The following is a 23,301-nucleotide window of genomic DNA, read 5'->3' on the forward strand; positions in this document are numbered from 1 at the left end:
TAGAACCGTTGTGAAAGCCATTATTCTGGCTGCCGGGCGTGGCAGCCGCATGAAAAGCCTCACGGATGAACGACCGAAATGCATGGTCGAGTTGCGCGGAAAAACATTGCTGGAGTGGCAGCTGGCGGCGTTGCGCGATGCAGGCATAAGCGAGATCGCCATTGTTACTGGCTACAAACGCGAGTTGTTGGCAGAGCAAGGCTTGATCGAATTTCATAACCCGCGCTGGGCGCAAACCAACATGGTGTCGTCATTGGCGTGTGCACAAGCCTGGCTCCAGGACGAACCGTGCATCGTCAGTTATTCCGACATTTTCTACAGCCCGGCAGCGGTTCAGTCGCTGATGACCTGCAAGGCTTCACTGGCCGTCACCTATGACCCGAATTGGCTGGCACTCTGGACCGAGCGTTTTGGCGATCCATTGCTGGACGCCGAAACGTTCCGCCTGAACGCTGATGACACCTTGGCGGAAATCGGCAACAAACCTAGATCAGTCGACGATGTTCAAGGCCAATACATGGGACTTTTGCGCTTCACGCCTGAAGGTTGGGCGGAAGTCGTGCGGCTTCGCTCGGTTTTAACCCCGGAACAATGTGACAAAGTGCATATGACGAACACCCTTCAGCAAGTCATCGATGCGGGGCGGGTTCCAATACAAGCCGTTGCCTACAGTGGAGAGTGGGGCGAGGTGGACTCTGCTGAAGACCTCTTTGTGTATCAATAATCAGGAGCCTGGAATCTGCGTTTTCGCCCGTTGAAGATTGCCAGGCCCCCTCGAACGGAATCGGAATCATGGCTCATCCTGTCGTCGCATCCCGTTGGCTAGCCATGCCGATCGCTTTATCGATGTTCGTTGCCTGTTCATTGGCCACTGCATCGACCGCTGCAACCTTCCCGGACGCTGATGCAAGCGACCCCGCAAAACTCGGCTGGATGGTCGGCTCGCCACCGCCCGCCGATCGCACTGTGCGTTTCGAAGACGGCAGTTACTTCCAGTTCCCGGCGATGCGCTGGAGCGTCTCGAACTTCCGCCAGCTCATGCCAACGATCAACGTTTCGCGAGGGTTGGGGGCACCGGTGCCATTGGTGTCCGCGTTGCGCAAAGACATCGACACCCTCACGTTCACGCCGCTCGGCGCGAAGACGTCGATGACCTGGGATCAATCCCTGGCGGCGACTTACACCGACGGGATTGTGGTGATGCACCGTGGCAAGGTGGTGTACGAGCGTTACTTTGGCGTGCTGAAACCTGAGGGCCAGCACGCGGCGATGTCGGTGACCAAATCCGTGGTCGGCACGCTGGGCGCGATGTTGGTCGCCGAAGGGCAGATCGATGCGAACAAGCGTGTCGCCGATTACGTTCCTGAACTGGCCGCATCTGCCTTTGGCAGTGCCACGGTGCGTCAGGTCCTCGATATGACCACCGCGCTCAAGTACAGCGAAGACTACGCCGATCCGAATGCCGAAGTCTGGGCTCATGCGAAAGCTGGCAGCCCTCTACCCAAGCCGAAGGACTACACCGGCCCGCGAAGTTACTACGCGTTTTTGCAGACGGTTCAACTGCAAGGCGAGCACGGCAGCGCGTTCGGCTATAAGACCGTCAACACTGACGTTCTGGGTTGGGTGATCGCTCGGGCGACCGGTCGCAATGTCGCGCAGTTATTGTCGGAGCGGATCTGGAGTCGGCTGGGTGCCGAACAGGATGCCTGTTTCACGGTGGATTCCATCGGCACTCCGTTTGCCGGTGGTGGCTTGAATACCGGTCTGCGGGACCTGGCGCGGTTTGGCGAGATGCTACGCAATGACGGTCGGTTCGATGGCCAGCAGATCGTGCCCAAAGCCGTGGTCGATGACATTCGTCGTGGCGGCGACAAGCAAGCCTTTGCCAAGGCCGGTTACGATTTGTTGAAAGGCTGGAGTTACCGGTCGATGTGGTGGGTGACGAACAAGCCGGGTGGGGCGTTCATGGCGCGAGGCGTTCATGGGCAACGCATCTACGTCGACCCTGCGGCGGAGATGGTCATTGTTCGATACGCTTCCCACCCCGTTGCCAGTAACTCGGCCAACGATCCCGTTACATTGCCGGCGTTTGATGCGCTGGCTAAACATCTATCTCGGCTGCCTTGAGTGCCAAGGCCTGAAAAAGGAAAACCCATGATCACCACCACGACTCACTCGATTGAAGGCCGACAGATCACTGCTTATCTGGATATTGTCAGCGCCGAGTCGGTGCAGGGCGTCAACGTTATTCGGGACATGTTCGCCGGGATGCGCGACTTTTTCGGCGGACGTTCGCAGACGTTGGAACGTGCGTTGAAGGAAGCGCGGATTCAGGCGACCGATGAAATCAAGGAGCGGGCACAAGCGCTCCAGGCCGATGCGGTGGTGGGGCTCGATTATGAGATCAGCATGCCGGCGGGGAAGGGCGGGATGGTGGTGGTTTTTGTCACCGGGACCGCCGTTAAACTGAGGTGAGTCCGGTACGAATTGTTGTGCTGGTTTTGTAGGAAGCGGCTGGGCCATTCGTCGGGCATCGTGAAATCTGAATTACAAGTCCGGTAATGACCGACTAGTCTCAAAAGCTTGGTGATCGATATGTTCCAGGCAAATAGGGCTTGCCGGTGTCGATCCCGCATTTGAGAGGGGTGAAAAGATGGCTGATCCGTATATCGAAGACGACGGGGCTGAATTTCCAATCAACAATTGCGTGCATTGCGGCCAAACGGAGTACGTGGTGGATTTTGGTGATGACCAGGCCAAGCTCGGCAAGATGAAGACCATGGTGCGCCAGGGACCGAAGGCGAAATTTTTACCCAAGGTAGCGGCACCGGTCAGGAAGTAGCTGCCATTTACAGACCCCGGCATCGAGCGGGGTTTTTTATGCCTGAAAGATTTTTTCCAACGCCTGTTTTTTTTGTCCGGTTTTTTCACAAAGTTTTCACAAGGTCTTACGTAATCTCAACTCATCCGTTAGAAAGCAACACCTGGCCCGTCTCCCCAGCGGGCTTTTTTTTGCCTGTCATAAAACCTTTCCCATAAACGTTGTCCAACCGTCGCCAATGGTGAGGTTGGGTCCGTGCGTCTGGACTTTCTCGTCGCTAAAGCATTCAATCTCGACCCTTTTTGATTTCTCCCTATTTTTTTGAGGTTCTTGTCATGCGTTTAACACTGCCCGCCCTGGTTCTGGGTCTGTTGGTTGCTCAAGGTGCAATGGCTGCTGGCGACGGCACGGCCGCGCTGGGTGGCGGTCTGGGTGGCGCGCTGGGTAACGTCGTCGGCCAAAGCATGGGCGGCAGCACCGGCGCAGCGATTGGCGCCGGTGTAGCGGGCGCAGCCGGCAGTGCCGTGGCAGCACGCAAAGGCAGCCGCACCAAAGCCGCGATCGGCGGCGGTGTGGGTGCGGCGGGCGGCTCGGTGATCGGCAACAGCCTGGGCGGCAAGACTGGCTCCACCATCGGTGCCGGTTTGGGCGGTGCATTGGGCGGTGGCGTTGGCAGCAACCTGGCCAAGGGTCACAAGCGTCACTGATACTGAATGATCAGCGCAAAAGCCCGGCTTGATGCCGGGCTTTTTGTATCTGGCTGTTTCTCCTTCGCAGCTAGCGCATTTTTAGCGGTCCAACCGTCATCGCTGGCCGGATTCAGCGGGGGCAGGTGCTAGACTCCGCCAATCCGCAGCGCGTTCTTTTCCCCCGATGCGGAATTAGAGGTTCATATCATGCGTTTGACATTGTCCACGTTGGTTCTGGGACTTTTGGTCGCTCAAGGTGCGATGGCTGCCGGTGATGGCACCGCGGCTGTTGGCGGTGGTATTGGCGGCGCGTTGGGTAACGTGGTCGGCCAGCAAATGGGCGGCAGCACAGGCGCAGCGATTGGCGCCGGTGTGGGTGGCGCGGCGGGCAGCGCGGTTGGCGCACCTAAAGGCAGCCGCACCGAAGCGGCCATCGGTGGTGGTTTGGGTTCGGCGGGCGGCTCGGTGATTGGTAACAGCCTTGGTGGCTCGACCGGTTCCACCATCGGCGCAGGCCTGGGCGGAGCCGCGGGTGGCGCGGTGGGTAACAACCTGGGCACCGACAGCGGCGGTTCTCATTCCGGTAACGGGCATAAAAACAAACACAAGAATAAACACAAAAATAAACATCACTGATCCGATAGTGATGACAGCAGAAACCCGGCCAGGCGCCGGGTTTTTTGTGTGCGCGAGAAGTACTCCGGAACGTTTGCCCCTCAAGGTGCCTCGAACTTCATACACACCTGAAGAGTGAGAGGTATGCCATGACGCCTGAAACCGAAGGCAAGGAAGAAAAGGGTCCGAGCGGACTTCCGTTTATCAATGATCCGGGTAATGAGGATCCGGGGTCGCTGATGGATGATGCAACGGTGCCGCTTAACGATGCCGACGACGCGGGGGATGTCGGGAATCTTGAATACGAGGAAGAAGACGAAGACGAAGATGAGCAATGATTGGGGTTGGGTATCATGCCGACCGATCGTCCGCCTGATCGAACGACAGTCTGCGTGACGTCATCGAAATCTCAGGACCTATATTCAGGCCCCTTGAGAGGTGCTTTATGAACGCTGACCCCAAAGACACCGACGACGACACCCCTGAGTACCCACTGCCTTCGCCGACCGATTCGCTGAGTCGCGATCAGCGGCCGCCGGATGATGAGGAGGCGGGGGTGGAGCAGGTGCCGAGTGATGATGTGGAACGTGGTGATTCAGATGTTGAGGCACTGCCGGATGATGCGGATATTGCGGGGGAGGATAGTTTCAATGAGCCGAGTTGAATCATTTTTTGTCTTTGATTGTTTACGCATGGCTTAGCCACTTTTTATGAAAGTCTATTTGTTCCGAAATGTCGCTGACAATATTGCAGCTTTCGAAATCAAAGGTGTGAACAATATTGTCTCGCGTCGCGGCTTCTCCCATGGTTACCTCATAAGCAACTGAGCCGTTACTCATCTGAGAGCACATTCTTGAGGGAAACACATTAAGCTTGGCACCTTTGCAAAGAAATTTTATATCAGGAAACTCCTTGCGAATCTCTGCCAGGCAAAAAAATAGATCGTAGTCGGCAATATATGTTTTTCTAAAACCACCTTTTCGCACAAAAGTTAGAGAGTTAGGGGTCTCTTCAAGTATTGCATCTTCAATGGTAGTGCCTATCTTTAATTTGATGTGGTGTGTAGTCATGTTAGGTTCTTCTGTGACAGGTTGAAAAATGTCTTTTTTTGCTGGTGCCTAACTCTTGTTTAGATTATTTTCAGCGATTCCATCCACCTTTTATAAAAAGCTCTTTGTTCATAAATATTGTTTGTGAGGTTTTCATCGTCATAATCAAAAATTCTGACTAAATCCTCTTCCTCGCTAGGAGTGCCAAGTTTCAACTCATAGGCAACCAATCCGCTGGACATTTGCGAAGACATGCGAGAGGGATGGACATTAAGTTTAGCTCCTTTGCATAGAAAGTTGATTTCAGGGTGGTCAGCCCTTAATGATCCGAAGCATTCGTACATATCGTAGTCGCTATAAAATTTTATTAATCCATTTTTTGTTTTGTATGTTAGTTGCCGCTTATGGAATCCAATTATGGATCTTTCTATTATTCCATTGTTTTCAACCAATATTTCTATATGTTTCATGGCTTTTTTCTGCGGTTGTTGAGTGTTAATGGTATTGATGAAAAAGGCGTCATTCTTTTTTTGATGCAATCCATTTTTTGAAGAACTCTTCCTGTTCATTGGGGTCATTTGTCAAATTGTTCTCTTCGTAATCAAAAATGTATATTAAGTCATCGAGTGACGGTTTTTTTTCTAGTGTTAATTCGTACGCTTTAACCCCAAGAGTCATCTGCGTTGACATACTGGAGGGGTGGACGTTGATCTTAGATCCTTTACAAAGGAACTGTATGTGGGGGTTGTCTTTACGAACATTTCCAAAGCATTTGTAGAAGTTGGTGTCCGTGTAGAGTTTTAGGAGTCCGCTGTTCATTATGAAAGTTATGGAAACCGCTTTGTTGTCGCAAACGAGCCGGGCTGTTTCAGTTTTTCCGTCAATGCAGATTGTTATTTTAACGTCGGAGATCATTTTTTAATTTTCCTATTGGGGTTTGGTAAGGAATAACCGAACTCTCGGCCATCATCTATTATAAGCGTTGCTCCGAGCACATCCTCATTGCTTATACGGCTTTGTATGGCAATCTCCTTTTCTTTATCGAATTCGTATAGCGCTCCAAGCTCTTGCTTCAAATCGAAGCCAGGAATTTTTTGAAGTGTATATAGATAGCCAATTTTTGTGTTAAAGCCAGTGGCAAAGTTTTTCCCTACTTCTCGGGAAGGTGATGTGCTGATGAAATTGCTCGGTGGATTGTCGCTGTCGATTGAGTGGAGCAATAGATCATTACTTTCACCCTTGCTTTTGAAGCCATTTTCAAACACCACATGAGGATCTAGGTTGTCTCCTCGATATAAGTAATCGCCTTCCCCTTTCGGTTGGGGCAATGTTGGCTCGGCTTTTTTTACAGTCGCTTTGGTGGTTGGCTCCTCCTCGCCAATCGATGGCGTTTTACACCCCTCGTTACCCGGACACTCACTCAACCCCAACGGATCAACCCACCCCGTCGGACTCCGCGTGTACTGGTATTGATTCAATCCCCCGGCCAACTTGCTCGGATCCGGCGTCAGGTACCGTCCAACATCCGGCTGGTAGTACCGATGGCGGTTGTAGTGCAGCCCGCTCTCGGCATCAAAGTACTGCCCCTGAAACCGTAATGGCTGGTCGAGGATCTGGTGGGTGTCGCGGTTGAGGCGGGTGAGGCGGCCGTAGGCGTTGTATTGGGCCGCCCAGACGATTTCGCCGCTGTAATCCGTCAGTTCCTGCGGTGTTCCGAGGTGGTCGAGTTGGTAGTAGAACGGGCATGCCTTCAGCGGGCCTTTGCCATCAAGCATGGCCAGCGGGCGGAACGTGCCCGGTTCGTAAACGTAACTGCGGTAATGCTCGCGGCTGCTTTCGGCGACGAGGTTGTCGCCTTGCCAGAAGAACTCGGTGGTCTTGCCGTCGATGGTTTTGGCGATGCGGCGGCCGAAGGCGTCGTAGCGGTAGCTCGCGTAGCGTCCATCCGGTGTGGTGACGCCGATCAGTCGGTGCTGGCAGTCGTAGCGGTATTCGGTGACAAGTTTTTGCCCGGTGCCGCGGCGTTCGCGGATCAGGTTGCCGAAGGCGTCGTAGTCGTAGTGGCGGTCGCCCTGCCTCAGCAGGCGATTGCCTTTGACGGTGGTCGGGCCGGGGCGGTCCTGCGTCAGCAGGTTGCCGGCCGGGTCGTGGGCGAAGCTTTCCGGTGGCTGGTCGCGAGAATGGCGGACGCGGGTCAGGCGGTTGAGCGGGTCGTAGTGGTAATTGCGCTGGCCGTGGCGGCTGTCGGCGATGCTGTCGAGATTGCCGTTGAGGCTGTAGGCATAATCGCGGCGGTACAGCGGTTGCTGGTGTTGGCTGACGGCATGCGCCTTCAGACGGCCTTGATCGTCGTAGGCAAATTCGCTTAGCAGCAGGCCTTGCTGGCGCTGCTGTTCGCGACCGAAGGTGGATTGGTGGGTGGTGAGCCGCGCACCGTTGAGATCGATGGCGGTCAGCGTGCCGCCCTTGGCACGGTGATAGTCGAGTTTGCTGCCGTCCGGCAGACGCATCCGCTTGAGCTGGCCGCAGGCGTCGTAACCATAACGCAGCGTGCCCCAGCCCTGGTGTTCGGTGATCAGCCGATCCTGTTGGTCGTACTCGAATTCCAACGGGTGATCGTGACCGTCGTCAACGCTGACCAGCCGGCCCAGGCTGTCGTAGCAATACCGAACCTTGATGCCATCGGGCAGCGTCTTGACCAGCAAGCGGCCGGCCGAGTCTCGTTCATAAGCGGTGACGAGTTGCGAGCCGTCGTCGCCGAACTCGGTTTTCTCCAGTAGATGACCGTTGAGGTCGTAGGCATACGCGGTGCGTCGGCCGTCGAAACCGGTTTCCTGTCGGATCAAGCCATTGGGCGTGTAGTCCAGCCGATATTGTTCGCCGGACTCGTTCTCGATCTCGGTGAGTAAAAGCCGCGCGTTGTCGTAGCGATAACGCAACTGCGTACCGTCGGGATTGATACGGCGGCTGACCAGGTGCAAATCGTCGGCGTATTCGTAACGCGTGATGCGGCCCAGCTCATCGCGCTCGGCGATAATTTTTCCGTAGGCGTTGTAGCTGAAGGCACGGGTGGCGCCCGTAGGAAGCGTCGCAAGAACCAGTCTGCCAACGGCGTCCCATTGATAGCGGGTGACCGCACCGTGTTCGTCCTGACGGGTCGTCTGCCGGCCCAATGCATCGTAGGAAAACCGCCGCTGACCACCGCCCGGCAAGGTTTCTTCGACCCGTTGCCCCAAGGCATTCCAGACGAAGAGATGACGGCTGTTATCCGGGTAACGGACTGACAGCAGCAGACCTTTTTCGTCGTAGTGATAGTGGGTCGTCTCACCGTCCGGATCGGTCGCCTCGGTGATGTCTCCCTGAGGGTTGCGCTGGTACTTCCACACCACTTTGCCGCGATACCGCGCGTGCAGGAAACCGTTGCGGTACTCGTAGGACGTGGGCTCGCCCTCCGGTGGAATCAGCGCTATCAGCCGTCCGGCATCGTCGTAACGGTACTCAGTGACCGCACCCTGCGGATCCTGCTCGGTAACCAGACGACCCTTGTCGTCATAGGCCTTGAGCGCTTCGCCACCCTCCAGTCCGACCCGGCGCACCAGGCGCGCGCGGTCGTCGTGTTGATAAAGCTCTTCACTGCCGTCACTGTTCCGGACCGTGACACTGCCCGCGTCATTCCAGACATACCGCGTATCCATCTGCGAAAACGAGGCCCAATGCCGGACACAGCGCGCCGCCTTGCCGGACCTTTCCCACTCCCAGAAGAAACTCGCGCCACCGGCCAGTTGCCGCTGCAGAATGACCTGCTGGTAGTCATAGTCGTAGCGTTCGCTTTCACCGAGGGCATTAGTGGCTTCGATCAAGCGATGACAGGCGTCATAGCGGTAGGTGACCAGTGTCAGCTCGGTACGCCAGGCGTCTTCCAGCGTGTCGGCCGGGTGAAAGCTCTGATACTCGACGGCGGCGAGGTGTCGGCGGTCATAGCGCAGTCGCAGTGATCGCCCGGCGCCGTTGTCGAGGCGCATGATTCTGTCGGACCTGTCGCGCTGCACTGTCAGCCGGTTGCCATAGGCGTCGCTGATGGCCGTCAGTCGTCCTGTCCGGAAGTGGTAAAAGCGCGCCGCTTCGCCGGCCAGTGCGAGGACAAGTTCTTCCGGTGCTTCTCCCAGATAAATCGCCGCCCGCGACAGGCTGTTGTGGATGGCCGGTCGTTCGCTGTTCGGCAAAGGGAACGTGATGCAACGGTTTTCGTGGTCGATCCAGCTGACGTTGTCGCCATCGATTTCCAGCCGATGCGCCAGCGAATGACTCCAGCCAAATCCCAGCCCGCCGTCTATTTCGACGGCACTGGTGCGATACACGCGGGTGAAGTCGAACGGCAACGGACCATCCAGCGAGCCATCGATCAAGGTCAGCAGTTCTTCGCCGGTGACCATCGACACCGGGCAGCCGTTGGTCGCGGTGTTGTCCGCTGAATCGACACTGTCGCCGTTCGGGTTTTTCGCTGGGGCAGGGGCGTCATCGCGATGTTCCTGCCGGCTCAGGCGGGTCCTGGCCTGGGATTTGTTGCGGGCAATGGCGAGTGGATTATTGACCTGCACACTCGCTGATTGACTGACGCTGATGTCCAATGGAACTGCTGGCGCAGGTTTGAGCGGTGCATGCCGGGCGTTGACCTGCAACGGTTTGAGTGCACCCGCGTGACGGGTGAGGTCCGCGCCCGCCGTGAGCCCGGCCAGTCGCAAACTCGCCGCCGCCAGCCATTGTCGTGCGCGCTCGGATTTGATCTTGCCCAGCACTTTGGCACTCATGCCGACGGTCAGGCCGGCAGGACCGGTGAGGCGCACCAGCAGGAAACCGATCAGTATCTCTGTACGAATTTCCGCCACCACCTCGGCGATGTATTGCGGCGGTAACAGGCGCAACCAACTGGTGAATGCTGCGAGATGAATGAACATCAGCGGCTCATCACTCAACACCAGCAGCACGTTGGAGATGGCTTCGGCCGGCGCGTTCAGCAGCGTCTCAAGCTCAATGGCGGTCAGGTATTCAAGGAGTTTTTCGCTGTTGGCTTGCAGGTCTGCCATCAGGGCAAAGACTTGCTTCACGTCATCCCACAGACCGTGCAGCGATTTTTCGAAGCCACGCCAATCGGCCTGTTGCAGCAAGCCATAGCGCTCAGTGAACCCCGCCTCGGAAAACCCCGCCCACAGTGGTTCAAATTCGGTCGTCCACTCGTTGCGCAACCAGCCTTCAAGTTCGTCGATCACGCTTTGATAAGAGGCATAAAGCGCTTTGACGTGATGGACGGTAACGTCGGGAAAGAACGTGATGCGGTAACGCTGGCCGCGCCAGCATTCAGGGATTTCGAGAATGCCGCCGGGCCCTATGACTTTGTGAATCGGCTGGCCAAACGTCGGTACGCCGTTTTCCTCCGTCAACAAGGGTTCGAGCCTCACCGGCGTATCGCCGATCGGCACGAAGCGCGCGGCTTCAAACATGTGCACCAGGGTCAACGGACCGCTGGCCGGGCACGTGGCGAGTGTGGAACTGACAGGCGCGGTGGAATCCTTCGGTGCGCTCAAACGAACGTCGTTGCCGACCTTGAACACCTGCTCGACGTCCAGCGCCCAACCGGTCCAGAAGTTTTCCGCCCAGGCGTCGTAGTCGTTGAGGCAGAGACGAAAATCCCCGAGCAGCGCTTCGACATCCGGTTGCCCGGGATTCATGGCGGCGACCACGAGCAGACCGATGGCGTTGTTCAAGGCCAGGAGCTTGTCGGAGTTGAACATTCGCAGTCCCTCGCGCGGGTCGGTTTTGATCGCGAGACTTTGCGGGGGATCAACGGGGAAAGAAGTCGGGAAAGGAGGCGTTTGGTGTAGGGCGAATCGCTAAATCGTGGGCAGCACTTCGCAACGGGTTCCGTCACCGTCGGGAGATTGGCCGTTGCTCTATGTCGGCTGCGCTCGTTATGCTGCTGAACCCTTTAATCAAATCCGCGATTCAGCCGTACCTGAGTCGGTCGGGATGTCATTAAAAACGGATCAGATGCGATGAATGCACCGCTGAAAGAGTTCGGCCCGATCAAAGCCGTGATTTTCGATATGGATGGCTTGCTGCTGGACACCGAGGGCATTTACACCGAAGTCACGTCCATCATTGCCGGGCGCTATGGCCGGACCTTCGACTGGAGCGTCAAGCAGAACATCATCGGCCGTGGCGCGGGCGATCTGGCGCGTTATGTGGTCGAGGCGCTGGAACTGCCGATCACGGCCGAGGAGTTCCTGGTGATCCGCGAACCGCTGATGCGCGAGCGTTTTCCGACCGCACTGGCGATGCCCGGTGCCGAGGAGCTGGTGCGGCACTTGAAGGCGAACAACATTCCGATTGCGGTGGGCACCAGTTCTTCGCGTCAGTCGTTCGGCCAGAAAACCACCTTGCATCGCGACTGGTTTGCGCTGTTCGATTTCATCGTTACGGCCGATGACCCGGAGGTCGGCGCAGCCAAACCGGCGCCGGATATTTTCCTCACGGCAGCACGACGCCTGGGCGTGGCGCCTGAGGATTGCCTGGTGTTCGAAGATTCGCCGTTCGGTGTCACGGCGGCGAAAGCGGCGGGGATGACGGCGATTGCAATTCCGGATGCTGCGATGGCTGACGAAAAATACGCACACGCCGATGGCATTCTTCGTACGTTGAAAGCGTTCACGCCAGGTGCTTGCGGTTTGCCCGCGCTCGAATGGGCTTAACGCGACAGGCAGAAAAACACTGGCAAATGTGGGAGCGGGCTTGCTCGCGAAGGCGTTGTGTCAGGCGACATCAATGTTGTCTGCCCCACCGCCTTCGCGAGCAAGCCCGCTCCCACATTTTACTTTGCGTTTAAGCCATCAGGCGCCGAAACCACCATCGATGGTCAGGCTCGCCCCAGTGATATAGCCCGCTTCCGGCCCTACAAGGTAGGCAACGAAACTGGCGATCTCTTCCGCTTTACCGTAACGACCCACCGCCATCAACGGGATCAGGCTTTCAGCGAAGTCGCCGCTGGCCGGGTTCATGTCAGTATCGACCGGGCCCGGTTGCACATTATTGATGGTGATCCCGCGTGGGCCGAGGTCCCGGGACAGGCCCTTGGTCAAACCGACCAGCGCTGCTTTGCTCATGGCGTACGGGCCGCCACCGGCGAAGGGCATGCGGTCGGCGTTGGTGCTGCCGATGTTGATGATGCGACCGCCTTCGGTCATGTGTTTCGCGGCGGCCTGGGTGGCGATGAACACGCTGCGCACATTGATCGCCAGCGTCTGGTCGAAGTCTTCGAGTTTGAAATCTTCCAGCGGGGCCACGGCCAGTACGCCAGCGTTGTTGACCAGGATGTCCAGGCGACCGAAAGCTTTGACGGTGGCGCTCACGGCGTTGCGAATGGCCTCGGCGTCGGCACTGTCAGCCTTGATGGCCAGCGCTTTGCCGCCGCTGCCGGTGATGCTGTTTTGCAATTCTTCGGCCTTGGCCGTGGAGCTGACGTAGGTGAAGGCAACGGTCGCGCCTTCAGCGGCCAGGCGTTTGACGATGGCTGCGCCGATGCCGCGAGACCCGCCTTGAATCAAAGCCACTTTGCCGCTGAGGTTCTGAGTAGTCATGTCGATCTCCAAAGTCCCGAGGCGAGATGCCCCGGTTGATGGAGCCTAGTATCGATCTCGGATTACGCCCTGAGTAGCCGGTCATTGCGATAGTCTGTGTAAACCAGAAGTTTATAGTGGCGCCTATGGAAACCTTCAGCAGTATCGAATGCTTCGTGCGCAGTGCCGAAGTCGGCAGCTTTGCCGAGGCCGCGCGGCGACTGAGCCTGACGCCCGCAGCGGTGGGCAAGAGTGTGGCAAAACTTGAAGCACGCCTTGGCGTGCGGTTGTTTCAGCGCAGTACCCGCAGCTTGACGTTGACCGAAGCCGGTCAGCTGTTTCTCGGCGAAGTCAGTTCCAGCCTGCTCACCATCCAGAATGCCGTGGCTAACCTTGCCAGCGCCGAAGGTCGTCCGGCCGGTACGCTGAAAGTCAGCATGGGGACAGTGTTCGGACGGTTGTATGTGGTGCCGTTGCTGGGCGAGTTTCTGCGGCGGTTTCCGGCGATCAACCCGGATTGGCATTTCGATAACCGACAGGTCGATCTGATCGCCCAGGGATTCGATGCCGCGATAGGTGGGGGATTCGAGCTGCCGCAAGGCGTCGTGGCGCGCAAGCTGACGCCGGCCCATCGGGTGTTGGTGGCTTCAGCCGACTATCTGGCGGAGCGTGAGGCAATCGTCGAGCCGGATGATCTCAAGCATCACGATGGCATCCTCATTCGCTCTCCGCAGACGGGTCGCGTGCGTTCCTGGCAGTTGACCAGTCGCACCCGGCAACACAGTCCTCTGACGCTCAAGGCACGGATGACCATGAGCGATTCGGAAGCGGCCTGTGCGACCGCGACTCAGGGGCTTGGGATTGCGCTGGTGAGCATGCCGTTTGCCGTGGGGTATCTGGACGCGGGGACGTTGCAACGGGTGTTGCCCGACTGGTATGTCGACGATGGCAACATTTCCATCTATTACGCGGAGCACAAATTGTTGCCGGGGAAGACCCGGGCGTTTGTGGATTTCATTATCGAGCAGTTTGCGGGGCAGGGGTTGGGGGCGCGGTTCAGTGCGGTTTGAGCCTGGCGTTGGACCGAGGTGCTGCCATCGCGGGCAAGCCACGCTCCCACATTGGATCTGAGTCGTTCACAAATCCCTTGTGGGAGCGTGGCTTGCCCGCGATGAACGATAACGCGGTCTACCGGCCAAAACGCCCCGGCCACCCAATGATCTTCTTCGGCCGCGGCGTCGCATATGTCCGCACCTTCGACGTCGACAACCCCAACCGCACGAGCGACTCGGCAATCGTCACCGCCGCCGTCACACCGTCCACCACCGGAACCCCGGTGCGCCGGCGAATCTGTTCATCCAGCCCGGCCATCCCGCCGCAGCCGAGGCAGATCACCTCAGCCTTGTCTTCAATCACCGCCCGTTCAGCCTGACGAACAATCGCTTCCAGCGCCCTTTGCGGATCGGATTCCAGCTCCAGCACCGCCAGGCCACTGGCCCGCACCGACGCACAGCGGTCCCAGAGCCCGGAGAGTTTCAGGCGGTCTTCGATCAGCGGCACCGTCCGGTCCAGCGTTGTGACCACCGAATAGGCATGACCGAGGAACATCGCCGTGCTCGCGGCGGCATCGGTGATGTCCACCACCGGCACGTTGAGCAATTCCTGCAAGCCTTCGCGGCCGTGCTCACCGTAACCGGCCTGGATCACCGCATCGAAAGGCTGGTCGTAGGACATCACCCGGTCCATCACGGCGATGGCGGCCAAGTAGCTTTCGAAATTGCCTTCGATGGAGTCGGCGCCGAAATGCGGCGTCAGGCCGACGATTTCGGTGCCTGGCGCGGCCACGGCTTGCGCCGAACGCGCAATGGCCTGGGTGATGGATTCAGTGGTGTTGACGTTGACCACGAGAATTCGCATGGGAAGTCCTTATAGCGGGGTGGTTCCGCGGCCCGACGGTGCCGGGCCGTCATGGGGTTAATGGCTGGCGTTGTCGACCGCGATGGCTTCGCCACTGACGTCGGCGTAGTGGGGCTGCCGTTTGGCGATGATCAGGTAGAGCATCCCGGCAATGCCGGCGCCGATCAGCCAGGAAAAGGGCGATACGAGGTGGAAACCCGGCATCAGCGCCAGGACGATGGCGATCAGCGCCGCAGGAATGAACGCCGCCACCGCAAGTAAATTGACGCCACGGCTGTAGTAATAAGGGCCGGCGGGATCCTCGCTGTACAACTGCGGCACGTTGACCTGACCTTTTCGTACAAGCCAGTAGTCGACCATGATCACGCCATACAACGGGCCGAGCAGGGCGCCGAGGCCGGACAGGAAATACACGATCACCAACGGGCTGTTATAGAGGTTCCACGGCAGGATCAGCACCGCAATGGTCGCGCTGATCAGCCCGGCGCGGCGGAAGGTCAGGTATTTCGGCGCCAGGTTGCTGAGCACGAAAGCCGGGGCGACGAAGTTGGCCATGATGTTCACCGCCACGGTGACGATCAGGAATGCCAGGCAGCCGAGCACAAGAAAGAAGGTGTTGGGGATCGACGCGATGATTTCCGTCGGACTTTCGATGATCCGGCCGTTGATCTGAAATTGCGCACCGCACAGCAGGACGGTGATGCCGGCGAACACCAGAATATTCACCGGCAGGCCCCAGAAATTTCCGACCTTGATCGTCTTGCGGCATGGCGAAGAGCGGGCGAAGTCGCAGAAGTTGAGAATCAGCGTGCCGTAGATCGCCAGCCACAACGCACCACCGGCGAAGATGTTGCGCCACATCTCGCCGCCGGTCAGCGGCTCGCGGATCGACCAGGCGATGGTCGCGTTGGCCTGAAAGTACATCCATCCGGCTAGGGCCGCGACGGTCAGCAGAATCACCGGTCCGGCAAACGCCTCGTAGCGCCGCACCATTTCCATGCCGTAGGCGAGGATGGCCAGTTGCACCAGCCAGATGGCGACGAAACACACCCAGCCCAGGCTCGACAGACCGAGGATCGAATCGTGGTCGTAGTCGGCGAATCCGGGGTGAACCGCCGTCAGCAACACGCGAAACACAACCGAGGCGAGGTACGTCTGAATACCGAACCAGGCGATGGCGATAACGGCGCGGATCAATGCAGGAATTTGCGCCCCGTGGATACCGAAACTGATCCGGCTGATGACCGGAAACGGCACCCCGGTTTTCTGGCCCATGTAGCCGGACAAGTTCATGAAGCAGTACACCAGCGCTGCGCCGATCCCGAGCGACAGCAGAATCTGCCAGCCGCCCAGGCCCAATGCATACAAGCCGATGGCGAAGGAGTAGTTGGCGATGTTGTGAACGTCGTTGGTCCACAGGGCAAAGATGCTGTAGCGGCCCCAGCGCCGGCCTTCGGCTTTGGTCGGCGCCAGGTCTTTGTTGTGCAGGCGCGGGCTGAGCACCACGGGTTCCGGAAAGGTTTGATCGTGAGCGGTGGGTGGAAAGGAGGGCAGATCCAGCGCGATGTTGTTATTGGGGAGGCTAGTACGCATTCCGGCAGGCTCCGAGCTTGGCGTCGCGATGACTGTGCATGAGCGTGGGCTCGACAAATCTTCGTCGCGGGCAACAAGCATCATTGGTTACGGGGCATCTGCAGCCTGTACGGGATAGGGCGCTTCAGGCTTGCGGATCTAAAGTGTGTGTATGTTTTGATATTATTGTATACAAAACATGTATGCACTTAAGCCAGATCCATGCCAGTCGGCGATCTGAGGAATTTATGCGTAATTTCGTTTTGTTATTGATCAGCGATAAGTAACTGAAAAAAAGGCGATATAAATTGACCGATCAAACAGGTATTTATTTTTCAGCGGGATTCGCGGAGAAAGCTTAGGGAGGAATTCAGGAAGGGCGGATGTAACCATTTGGGGCGCAGAAACAAAAAGTGCACACATAAATGGCACCTATGGTGACATTCGTGTGTACACATTTTTTGAAGTTTCAGCTTAACCCTTGTGGGAGCGGGCTTGCTCGCGAATGCAGAGTGTCAGTCGACATCAATGTTGGATGTTGGTCCGTATTCGCGAGCAAGCCCGCTCCCACAGTAGATTTTTACAAGGCTCGGTATCAGGCCTTGGACTTGCTGATGATGTTACCGGCATGCAACCCGCATTCTTTCTGAGTCGCCTCTTCCCACCACCAACGACCTTCACGCTCGTGCTGGTTCGGCAACACCGGACGGGTGCATGGCTCGCAGCCGATGCTGATGAAGCCGCGTTCATGCAGGCTGTTGTACGGCAGCTCAAGCATGCGGATGTAGCCCCAGATCTCTTCGCTGGTCATTTGCGCCAGCGGGTTGAATTTGTACAGGGTACGTTCCGGGGTGGAGAAGGCAGTGTCGATTTCCAGCACCGCGACGGCGCTGCGGGTGCCCGGGCTCTGGTCCCGGCGCTGGCCGGTAGCCCAGGCGGTCACGCCCGAGAGTTTGCGGCGCAGTGGCTCGATCTTGCGGATGCCGCAGCATTCACCATGGCCGTCCTTGTAGAAGCTGAACAGGCCTTTTTCCTTCACGAACGGCTCAAGTTTCGTGTAGTCCGGCGACACCAGTTCGATCTCGATCTTGTAGTGCTCGCGCACCTGATCGATGAAGCGGTAAGTCTCGGGATGCAGGCGACCGGTGTCGAGGCTGAACACTTTGACGTTCTTGTTCAGCTTCCAGGCCATGTCCACCAGCACCACGTCTTCGGCGCCGCTGAAAGATATCCACAGGTCATCGCCGAACTCGGCAAACGCGAGTTTCAGGATGTCCTGGGCGGATTTGTTGGCATAGGTCGTGGCGAGTTCCACGACATCGAACGATGGGCTCATCAGGGCGGCTTCCTACAGGTCGGTGGCGCTGGGCGCTCTATATGGGCTTGATGGTAACAAAATCCTGCAACGACTGGCGCGCCCTCTGCGTTGCGCAGGCCCGCCCGAGTCGCTAGAGTTCGGCAGTCCTTTTGCTCGCTCGACTCAATAATCAATACAAATGGGAGTGTCTTGTGGAAATTGCCTGTCTGGATCTGGAAGGTGTACTGGTCCCGGAAATATGGATCGCGTTCGCCGAAAAAACCGGGATCGAATCTCTCAGGGCCACCACCCGGGACATTCCCGACTACGACGTGCTGATGAAGCAGCGCCTGCGGATTCTCGACGAGCATGGCCTGAAACTCACCGACATCCAGGAAGTGATCGCCACGCTGAAGCCGCTGGACGGCGCCATCGAGTTCGTCAACTGGCTGCGCGAGCGCTTTCAGGTGGTGATTCTGTCGGACACGTTCTATGAGTTTTCCCAGCCGCTGATGCGTCAGCTGGGCTTCCCGACCTTGCTCTGCCATCGTCTGATTACTGACGACGCCGGGCGGGTAACAAGCTATCAGCTGCGTCAGAAAGATCCGAAGCGTCAGTCGGTTCTGGCGTTCAAGAGCCTTTATTACCGGGTGATTGCGGCAGGGGATTCGTACAACGACACCACGATGTTGGGCGAGGCGGATGCGGGGATTCTGTTCCATGCGCCGGATAACGTGATTCGCGAGTTTCCGCAGTTCCCGGCGGTGCACACGTTCGAGGATTTGAAGCAGGAGTTCATCAAGGCTTCGAATCGGGCTTTGAGCCTGTAGTCGTTTTCAAGGACGCCTTCGCGGGCAAGCCCGCTCCCACAGGTTTTGTGTCGAACCGCAATTGTGCGATCAACACAAAACCCTGTGGGAGCGTGGCTTGCCCGCGATGCTTTTATAGGTTTTGCAGGGTGTCGAGTAGTACTTTCACCTTGGTAATCGACTCCTGATACTCAGCCTGCCACTCCGAATCCGCGACGATCCCTCCACCACCCCAGCAACACACCTGCCCATCCTTCACCAGCAAGCTGCGAATCGCGATGGAGCTGTCCATCTCACCGCGTACGTCCAGATACAGCAACGAACCGCAATACAACCCGCGTCGGGTCGGCTCCAGCTCATCAATGATCTGCATCGCGCGAATCTTCGGGGCGCCGGTAATCGAGCCGCCGGGGAAACTGCCGGCGATCAGGTCCAGTGCGTCACGGTCATCCGCCAGTTCGCCGGTCACGCTGCTCACCAGGTGATGCACGTTCGGGTAACTTTCCAGGCTGAACAACTCCGGCACCCGCACCGAGCCGATACGGCAGGTCCGGCCCAGATCGTTGCGCAACAAGTCGACGATCATCAGGTTTTCCGCGCGATCCTTGGGGCTGGCCAGCAATTCGGCGGCGTTCGCCGCATCTTCTCTGGCGGTCAGGCCGCGAGGGCGGGTGCCTTTGATCGGGCGGGTTTCAACGTGGCGTTCGCTGACTTTGACGAAGCGTTCAGGCGACAGGCTCAGCACCGCACCGCCGTCGGGCAGGCTCTGGAAACCGGAGAATGGCGTCGGGCATGCTGCCCGTAACGCGCAGTAAGCGGCCCACGGATCGCCTTCGCACTCGGCGCGAAAACGCTGGGCGAAGTTGACCTGATAGCAGTCGCCCGCCTGGATGTACTGCTGAATACGCTCTAACGCCCGGCGATATTGATCAGCGCTCAGATCGGCGTGCATCGGCGCTTTCAGTTTGAACGATTCGATTGCTTCAGCCACGGGATGACTGAACAGCGTGATCAGGCGCTGACGCTCGCTGTCGATCAGCGACGGGTGGAAGACCAACTGACTGGTCATCCGTTGGTGATCGCTGATCAGCGCCCAGTCGTACAGTCCGAAACGTGCATCCGGCAACTGCAGATCGTCTTGCGCCTGAACAGGCAGGTGTTCCAGATGCCGACCGAAGTCATAGCTCAGATAGCCCATCAAGCCGCCAGCGAAGGGCAGATCAAACGGAACGACCGCTTCACCGAGTCGGGTCAGATTGGCGCGCAGGCGTTGCAGGAAATCGCTGCCACTTTCGTCAGGCAACACCGTCAGTTGTTCGAGCGGCCAGGCACTGAACAGGTCATAACGCCCGCGATCAGCCGTTGGCCGGCCACTGTCGAGCAGCACGGCACCGGGGGCATGACGGATCGCCGCGAAGTACTCGGCGGGGTTGGCGCGATAGGGCAGCGGGTGTACGGAACAGGTCAACATGGGCGGGGCAGATCAGCCATCGAGGCGGGGTGGCGATTGTAGTCCCCTCGGGGAATTGCTCCTAGAGGGATGTCGCGAAGTGACCGATTAGCAGCGGTTGCACGAAACCTGTGGCGAGGGGATTTATCCCCTCACCACAAGGTCAGCCTTCGACGGCCGGAATATGCCCAAACATCTCCTGAACAAACTCGACCCGCTCCTGCACCGTCTCGGTGATCCCGCGAGCCTTCAGCTCTTCCAGCCGCGCCTCCACCGCATGGGTGCGCAACGTCAGGCCACAATCATTGGCAATCTGGATGTTCAACCCCGGCCGGGCGTTCAGCTCAAGAATCAGCGGCCCTTTCTCCTGGTCCAGCACCATGTCGACACCGATGTAACCCAGCCCGCACAGCTCGTAACAACCGGCGGCGAGTTTCATGAAGCCGTCCCAGTAGGGCAGTTGCACACCGTCCACCGCGTTGGTGGTGTCCGGGTGTTTGGTGATGATGTTGTTCAGCCAGGTGCCGCGCAGGGTCAGGCCGGTGGCGAGGTCGACACCGACGCCGATGGCGCCCTGGTGCAGGTTGGCCTTGCCACCGGACTGGCGCGTCGGCAGGCGCAACATCGCCATCACCGGGTAGCCCATCAGCACGATGATGCGGATATCCGGCACGCCTTCGTAACTGATGCTTTTGAAAATCTGATCGGGTGTCACGCGGTATTCAATCAGCGCACGATCCCGGTGACCGCCCAAGGAATAGAGGCCAGTCAGAATGCTGGAGATGTGGTGCTCGATCTCCTCATGACTGATGATCTTGCCGGACACCGTGCGATAGCGCCCCTCGAAGCGGTCGGCTACCACAATGATGCCGTCGCCGCCCGCACCCTGGGCCGGTTTGATCACGAAGTCGTTGCGCCCACCGATGATCTTGTCAAGGTTGTCGATTTCTTTCTCGGTGGAAATCACCCCATACAGTTCCGGCACATGGATGCCGGCGGCGATCGCGCGTTCCTTGGTGATGATCTTGTCATCGACGATCGGGTACAGGCTGCGCTTGTTGTACTTGAGCACGTAATCCGCGTTGCGCCGATTGATCCCCATGATGCCCCGGGCTTCCAGGGCCTTCCAGGTCTTCCAGAAGCCGAACATCAGGCGTCAGCCTTCTTCAGGAACGCCTTGAAACGCACCAGTTCGGTCAGGCGGTAACCGCGATAACGTCCCATCGCCAGCATGAAGCCCACCAGGATCAGCAGGACCGCCGGGAAGGTGAACACGAAGTAAATCAGCTCCGGCACGCTCATGATCAGGTGTGCCAGGGTGGCGGCAAACAAGGTACCGATCGCGACTTTCATCGCATGCCCGGAACCACGTTCTTCCCAGGTAATCGACAGGCGTTCAATGGTCATGGTCAGGATCACCATCGGGAACAGCGCCACGGACAACCCGCGCTCCAGGCCAAGCTTATGGCTGAGCAGACTGATCGCCGCGATCAGCACCACCACGAACGTCAGCACCACCGACAGCCTCGGCAGCATTTGCAGCTTCAAGTGTTCAAGGTAGGAGCGCAGCGACAACCCCAGCGCGGTGATGATGGTAAACAGCACGATACCGAAGCCGAGCTGGGTTTCGCGGAAGGCGAGGGCGATCAGCACCGGGGTAAAGGTGCCGAGGGTCTGCAAGCCGATCAGGTTGCGCAGGATCAGGATTACCAGCACGCCGATCGGGATCATCACCATAATCATGAAGGTCTGCTGGGTTTGCAGCGGCAGGCCGTACAACGAGTATTCGAGGAAGTTGGCGTCGGTGTTTTCGTCGGTCAGCTTGGCCAGGCGAATGGCGTTCATTTCGCTGTTGTTCATGCTGAAGGTGACGGTGGCTTTCTTGCCGCCATCGACGGTGATCAGGTTTTCATCGCCGGTCCACCACAGCAGGCGGTCGGTCGGCAGGCCTTGCTCGCCGGTTTCCGGGTTGAAGTACAACCAGTCGGTGCCGTTGAAGCTGCGCAGCCAGAGTTCCGGTGTTTGCGGTTGGTCGGCCACCAGGCGGATGGTGTGGACCTTTTCCACCGGCACGTGGGCGATGGACAGGACCAGTTCGACGATTTTGGCCTTGTGCCCGCTGGACGGATCGCCGCCCAGCAACAGTTTCACGTTGTCGTCATTGACGTTGTTGACCCGCTTGATCGCCTCGCCGATGAAGGTTTCGACGTCGGCCGAGTGCTGGCGAATCGGCGCGAGCAGGGCTTCGGCGGCGATTTTTTCCGGGCCTTCGACGGCGATGCTGTCGCGGAAGGTCGGGCCTTTGATCTTGGATTTTTCACCGGTGTAGCGCTTGGTCAGCACCAGGCGGTAATAAAGCGTCTGGTTGCCCTTGGCCCGACGCGCCGACCAGGTGACCTTGCGGTTGCCGTCGACACGGTTCACGGCCACGCCGTAATTATTGGAGATGAAACTTTCGTTCAGGCTGACGTAATCGCGGCTCAGCGGCGGCACGAACATCTGAATCTTGACCGGATCCTTGGCACTGGCGACGAACTCGACCTTGGCGTCGATGTTCCACAAGTCGTCGGTGGCGTCTTCGGTCACGGGAATGCCGAGCACGAAGATCTGATAGGCCGTAACCGAAATGCCCAGCACCACCAGGATGGCGATCAGCATTTTCAGATGGAGGGTAAGAGAGCGCATTGGAATTACTCTGCGGTGTGTGCGTCGGTGGCGCAGGCGGGTTTGCCAGCAGCGTATTTAAGACTGGGGTCGACCAGCGCATCAAAACGCTTGAGCGCTTCGGAGCCGATCAGGAGCGGGTATTGGAAGGCACTTCGGTCGGTCAAGTTCACTTCGATGCTGCGTAATGCCGAACCCATGCAGATATCCAGCTCGATCACCGGACGGGCGGTGTACTTCTTGCCTTCGTCCGGATCGTAGTCGCCGGCGCGGCGCTTGATCTTGCTGACGCGGGCCAGCGGTCGTTCGATCGGGTGCGAGTGCGCCGCGTCGATCGCCAGATAGAAGCGCACCCAGGACTCGCCATTGCGTTTGAAGCGCTTGATGTCACGGGCGCTCAGGGAAGCGGTTTTCGCGCCGGTGTCGAGTTTGGCCGCGACTTCCAGATTGATGCCGTCCAGCGAGGCGTACTCGTTGAGGCCGTACACGGTCTTTTCCCCCGCCGCGGCGACACCGGGCAGGCAAAGCAGATAAAGGAAAGTGGGGAAGGGCTTGAGTCTCATAAATCCTGGTGCGCAGCGGTCCGTGTTTCGATTCAAGGCCCTGGCATCGCTGCGCAAGCTCCCTCGTATGCCTATCAGCTATTTATGACAAGCAGTGCAGATGTCACAAACAAATGCGGGCGGCATTCTAGCACGGTGGTTTTATGGCGCCAGCGCCGGGAGGCGGCTATAAACAGAGCTGCTGCTTCGTTATGGTGCGACCGGTTATTAGACGATTGTCGACAATACCTATTTATCCTTTGACT

The 23,301-nt window shown here is 58.1% G+C and carries 23 protein-coding genes; 11 read left to right on the forward strand and 12 right to left on the reverse strand.

Annotated features, from left to right (window positions below; translation table 11 throughout):
* Positions 1-10: 10 nt before the first annotated feature.
* The 8 genes from J2Y86_RS27125 (at position 11) to J2Y86_RS27160 (ending at position 4,789) form a co-directional block, all read left to right on the forward strand.
* A complete protein-coding gene (locus tag J2Y86_RS27125) occupies positions 11-724 on the forward strand; it encodes a phosphocholine cytidylyltransferase family protein (RefSeq protein ID WP_253438814.1) in 714 nt (237 codons plus the stop codon).
* Positions 725-828: 104 nt separating this feature from the next.
* Positions 829-2,127: a serine hydrolase domain-containing protein gene (locus J2Y86_RS27130; protein WP_437180695.1), complete on the forward strand. Its 1,299-nt coding sequence runs from the start codon at positions 829-831 to the stop codon at positions 2,125-2,127.
* Between the two features lie 27 nt (positions 2,128-2,154).
* Positions 2,155-2,475 carry a YbjQ family protein gene (locus tag J2Y86_RS27135; RefSeq protein WP_253438816.1) on the forward strand — a complete coding sequence of 107 codons (321 nt, stop codon included), beginning with the start codon at positions 2,155-2,157 and terminating at the stop codon, positions 2,473-2,475.
* A gap of 178 nt (positions 2,476-2,653) precedes the next feature.
* Positions 2,654-2,842, forward strand: coding sequence for a hypothetical protein (locus J2Y86_RS27140; protein ID WP_253438818.1), 189 nt, complete (start codon positions 2,654-2,656; stop codon positions 2,840-2,842).
* Positions 2,843-3,156: 314 nt separating this feature from the next.
* Positions 3,157-3,528 (forward strand): hypothetical protein, encoded by a 372-nt coding sequence (locus J2Y86_RS27145; protein WP_017337435.1) that lies wholly within the window; start codon positions 3,157-3,159, stop codon positions 3,526-3,528.
* Between the two features lie 189 nt (positions 3,529-3,717).
* A complete protein-coding gene (locus J2Y86_RS27150) occupies positions 3,718-4,146 on the forward strand; it encodes a glycine zipper domain-containing protein (RefSeq protein ID WP_253438820.1) in 429 nt (142 codons plus the stop codon).
* Positions 4,147-4,274: 128 nt separating this feature from the next.
* The gene (locus J2Y86_RS27155; protein WP_253438821.1) at positions 4,275-4,463 is read left to right on the forward strand and encodes a hypothetical protein; all 189 of its coding nucleotides are present in this window, start codon (positions 4,275-4,277) and stop codon (positions 4,461-4,463) included.
* A gap of 107 nt (positions 4,464-4,570) precedes the next feature.
* Positions 4,571-4,789 carry a hypothetical protein gene (locus J2Y86_RS27160; RefSeq protein WP_253438823.1) on the forward strand — a complete coding sequence of 73 codons (219 nt, stop codon included), beginning with the start codon at positions 4,571-4,573 and terminating at the stop codon, positions 4,787-4,789.
* Between the two features lie 22 nt (positions 4,790-4,811).
* Here J2Y86_RS27160 and J2Y86_RS27165 read toward each other — a convergent pair whose 3' ends face one another.
* The 4 genes from J2Y86_RS27165 to J2Y86_RS27180 are packed head-to-tail and all read right to left on the reverse strand — an operon-like array spanning position 4,812 to position 10,963.
* Positions 4,812-5,195, reverse strand: a complete 384-nt coding sequence (locus J2Y86_RS27165; protein ID WP_253438825.1) for a hypothetical protein — start codon at positions 5,193-5,195, stop codon at positions 4,812-4,814.
* Positions 5,196-5,254: 59 nt separating this feature from the next.
* Positions 5,255-5,644 (reverse strand): hypothetical protein, encoded by a 390-nt coding sequence (locus J2Y86_RS27170; protein ID WP_253438827.1) that lies wholly within the window; start codon positions 5,642-5,644, stop codon positions 5,255-5,257.
* Between the two features lie 49 nt (positions 5,645-5,693).
* The gene (locus J2Y86_RS27175; RefSeq protein WP_253438829.1) at positions 5,694-6,089 is read right to left on the reverse strand and encodes a hypothetical protein; all 396 of its coding nucleotides are present in this window, start codon (positions 6,087-6,089) and stop codon (positions 5,694-5,696) included.
* Complete coding sequence (locus tag J2Y86_RS27180) at positions 6,086-10,963, reverse strand: RHS repeat-associated core domain-containing protein (RefSeq protein ID WP_253438831.1); 4,878 nt, start codon at positions 10,961-10,963, stop codon at positions 6,086-6,088. Before J2Y86_RS27180 ends, J2Y86_RS27175 begins: the two co-directional genes overlap by 4 nt.
* Positions 10,964-11,224: 261 nt before the next feature.
* On the opposite strand from J2Y86_RS27180, the gene J2Y86_RS27185 reads away from it, so the two are divergent.
* Positions 11,225-11,920: an HAD-IA family hydrolase gene (locus tag J2Y86_RS27185; protein WP_017337442.1), complete on the forward strand. Its 696-nt coding sequence runs from the start codon at positions 11,225-11,227 to the stop codon at positions 11,918-11,920.
* A 138-nt stretch (positions 11,921-12,058) separates the two neighbouring features.
* Here J2Y86_RS27185 and J2Y86_RS27190 read toward each other — a convergent pair whose 3' ends face one another.
* Positions 12,059-12,805, reverse strand: a complete 747-nt coding sequence (locus J2Y86_RS27190) for a 3-oxoacyl-ACP reductase family protein (protein ID WP_253438833.1) — start codon at positions 12,803-12,805, stop codon at positions 12,059-12,061.
* 125 nt (positions 12,806-12,930) lie between these two features.
* On the opposite strand from J2Y86_RS27190, the gene J2Y86_RS27195 reads away from it, so the two are divergent.
* The gene (locus J2Y86_RS27195; RefSeq protein WP_253438835.1) at positions 12,931-13,854 is read left to right on the forward strand and encodes a LysR family transcriptional regulator; all 924 of its coding nucleotides are present in this window, start codon (positions 12,931-12,933) and stop codon (positions 13,852-13,854) included.
* A 118-nt stretch (positions 13,855-13,972) separates the two neighbouring features.
* On the opposite strand, the gene J2Y86_RS27200 is transcribed toward J2Y86_RS27195, so the two are convergent.
* The 3 genes from J2Y86_RS27200 to J2Y86_RS27210 all read right to left on the reverse strand — a co-directional run bounded on the left by J2Y86_RS27200 (position 13,973) and on the right by J2Y86_RS27210 (position 17,609).
* On the reverse strand, positions 13,973-14,701 hold the full coding sequence (locus J2Y86_RS27200) for an aspartate/glutamate racemase family protein (RefSeq protein ID WP_253438836.1): 729 nt from the start codon (positions 14,699-14,701) through the stop codon (positions 13,973-13,975).
* Between the two features lie 57 nt (positions 14,702-14,758).
* Positions 14,759-16,294, reverse strand: coding sequence for an NCS1 family nucleobase:cation symporter-1 (locus J2Y86_RS27205; protein WP_253438838.1), 1,536 nt, complete (start codon positions 16,292-16,294; stop codon positions 14,759-14,761).
* Positions 16,295-16,868: 574 nt separating this feature from the next.
* Entirely contained in the window at positions 16,869-17,609 is a 741-nt protein-coding gene (locus J2Y86_RS27210) for a phosphoadenylyl-sulfate reductase (protein ID WP_253438840.1), read from the reverse strand.
* Between the two features lie 173 nt (positions 17,610-17,782).
* Between J2Y86_RS27210 and thrH the strand changes: the two genes are divergently transcribed.
* Positions 17,783-18,400 carry a bifunctional phosphoserine phosphatase/homoserine phosphotransferase ThrH gene (gene thrH, locus J2Y86_RS27215; protein ID WP_008027341.1) on the forward strand — a complete coding sequence of 206 codons (618 nt, stop codon included), beginning with the start codon at positions 17,783-17,785 and terminating at the stop codon, positions 18,398-18,400.
* Between the two features lie 112 nt (positions 18,401-18,512).
* Here thrH and pabB read toward each other — a convergent pair whose 3' ends face one another.
* From pabB to J2Y86_RS27235, 4 genes are all read right to left on the reverse strand, one after another.
* Positions 18,513-19,850 (reverse strand): aminodeoxychorismate synthase component I, encoded by a 1,338-nt coding sequence (pabB, locus tag J2Y86_RS27220; RefSeq protein WP_253438842.1) that lies wholly within the window; start codon positions 19,848-19,850, stop codon positions 18,513-18,515.
* A 142-nt stretch (positions 19,851-19,992) separates the two neighbouring features.
* Positions 19,993-20,979, reverse strand: a complete 987-nt coding sequence (locus tag J2Y86_RS27225) for an alpha-L-glutamate ligase-like protein (RefSeq protein WP_253438844.1) — start codon at positions 20,977-20,979, stop codon at positions 19,993-19,995.
* Positions 20,979-22,514, reverse strand: a complete 1,536-nt coding sequence (locus J2Y86_RS27230; RefSeq protein WP_253438846.1) for an inactive transglutaminase family protein — start codon at positions 22,512-22,514, stop codon at positions 20,979-20,981. Before J2Y86_RS27230 ends, J2Y86_RS27225 begins: the two co-directional genes overlap by 1 nt.
* Positions 22,515-22,519: 5 nt before the next feature.
* The gene (locus J2Y86_RS27235) at positions 22,520-23,056 is read right to left on the reverse strand and encodes an ATP-dependent zinc protease family protein (protein WP_214381807.1); all 537 of its coding nucleotides are present in this window, start codon (positions 23,054-23,056) and stop codon (positions 22,520-22,522) included.
* Positions 23,057-23,301: the final 245 nt, after the last annotated feature.

Origin of the sequence: Pseudomonas migulae (genome assembly GCF_024169315.1) — a bacterium.
GTDB classification, from domain to species: Bacteria; Pseudomonadota; Gammaproteobacteria; order Pseudomonadales; family Pseudomonadaceae; genus Aquipseudomonas; species Aquipseudomonas migulae_B.

Bases quoted from the DNA above. Each gene is read 5' to 3' on its own strand.
- J2Y86_RS27130 (WP_437180695.1), top strand. From the start codon at position 829: ATGCCGATCGCTTTATCGATGTTCGTTGCCTGTTCATTGGCCACTGCA.
- J2Y86_RS27135 (WP_253438816.1), top strand. From the start codon at position 2,155: ATGATCACCACCACGACTCACTCGATTGAAGGCCGACAGATCACTGCT.
- J2Y86_RS27140 (WP_253438818.1), top strand. From the start codon at position 2,654: ATGGCTGATCCGTATATCGAAGACGACGGGGCTGAATTTCCAATCAAC.
- J2Y86_RS27145 (WP_017337435.1), top strand. From the start codon at position 3,157: ATGCGTTTAACACTGCCCGCCCTGGTTCTGGGTCTGTTGGTTGCTCAA.
- J2Y86_RS27150 (WP_253438820.1), top strand. From the start codon at position 3,718: ATGCGTTTGACATTGTCCACGTTGGTTCTGGGACTTTTGGTCGCTCAA.
- J2Y86_RS27155 (WP_253438821.1), top strand. From the start codon at position 4,275: ATGACGCCTGAAACCGAAGGCAAGGAAGAAAAGGGTCCGAGCGGACTT.
- J2Y86_RS27160 (WP_253438823.1), top strand. From the start codon at position 4,571: ATGAACGCTGACCCCAAAGACACCGACGACGACACCCCTGAGTACCCA.
- J2Y86_RS27165 (WP_253438825.1), bottom strand. From the start codon at position 5,195: ATGACTACACACCACATCAAATTAAAGATAGGCACTACCATTGAAGAT.
- J2Y86_RS27170 (WP_253438827.1), bottom strand. From the start codon at position 5,644: ATGAAACATATAGAAATATTGGTTGAAAACAATGGAATAATAGAAAGA.
- J2Y86_RS27175 (WP_253438829.1), bottom strand. From the start codon at position 6,089: ATGATCTCCGACGTTAAAATAACAATCTGCATTGACGGAAAAACTGAA.
- J2Y86_RS27180 (WP_253438831.1), bottom strand. From the start codon at position 10,963: ATGTTCAACTCCGACAAGCTCCTGGCCTTGAACAACGCCATCGGTCTG.
- J2Y86_RS27185 (WP_017337442.1), top strand. From the start codon at position 11,225: ATGAATGCACCGCTGAAAGAGTTCGGCCCGATCAAAGCCGTGATTTTC.
- J2Y86_RS27190 (WP_253438833.1), bottom strand. From the start codon at position 12,805: ATGACTACTCAGAACCTCAGCGGCAAAGTGGCTTTGATTCAAGGCGGG.
- J2Y86_RS27195 (WP_253438835.1), top strand. From the start codon at position 12,931: ATGGAAACCTTCAGCAGTATCGAATGCTTCGTGCGCAGTGCCGAAGTC.
- J2Y86_RS27200 (WP_253438836.1), bottom strand. From the start codon at position 14,701: ATGCGAATTCTCGTGGTCAACGTCAACACCACTGAATCCATCACCCAG.
- J2Y86_RS27205 (WP_253438838.1), bottom strand. From the start codon at position 16,294: ATGCGTACTAGCCTCCCCAATAACAACATCGCGCTGGATCTGCCCTCC.
- J2Y86_RS27210 (WP_253438840.1), bottom strand. From the start codon at position 17,609: ATGAGCCCATCGTTCGATGTCGTGGAACTCGCCACGACCTATGCCAAC.
- pabB (WP_253438842.1), bottom strand. From the start codon at position 19,850: ATGTTGACCTGTTCCGTACACCCGCTGCCCTATCGCGCCAACCCCGCC.
- J2Y86_RS27225 (WP_253438844.1), bottom strand. From the start codon at position 20,979: ATGTTCGGCTTCTGGAAGACCTGGAAGGCCCTGGAAGCCCGGGGCATC.
- J2Y86_RS27230 (WP_253438846.1), bottom strand. From the start codon at position 22,514: ATGCGCTCTCTTACCCTCCATCTGAAAATGCTGATCGCCATCCTGGTG.
- J2Y86_RS27235 (WP_214381807.1), bottom strand. From the start codon at position 23,056: ATGAGACTCAAGCCCTTCCCCACTTTCCTTTATCTGCTTTGCCTGCCC.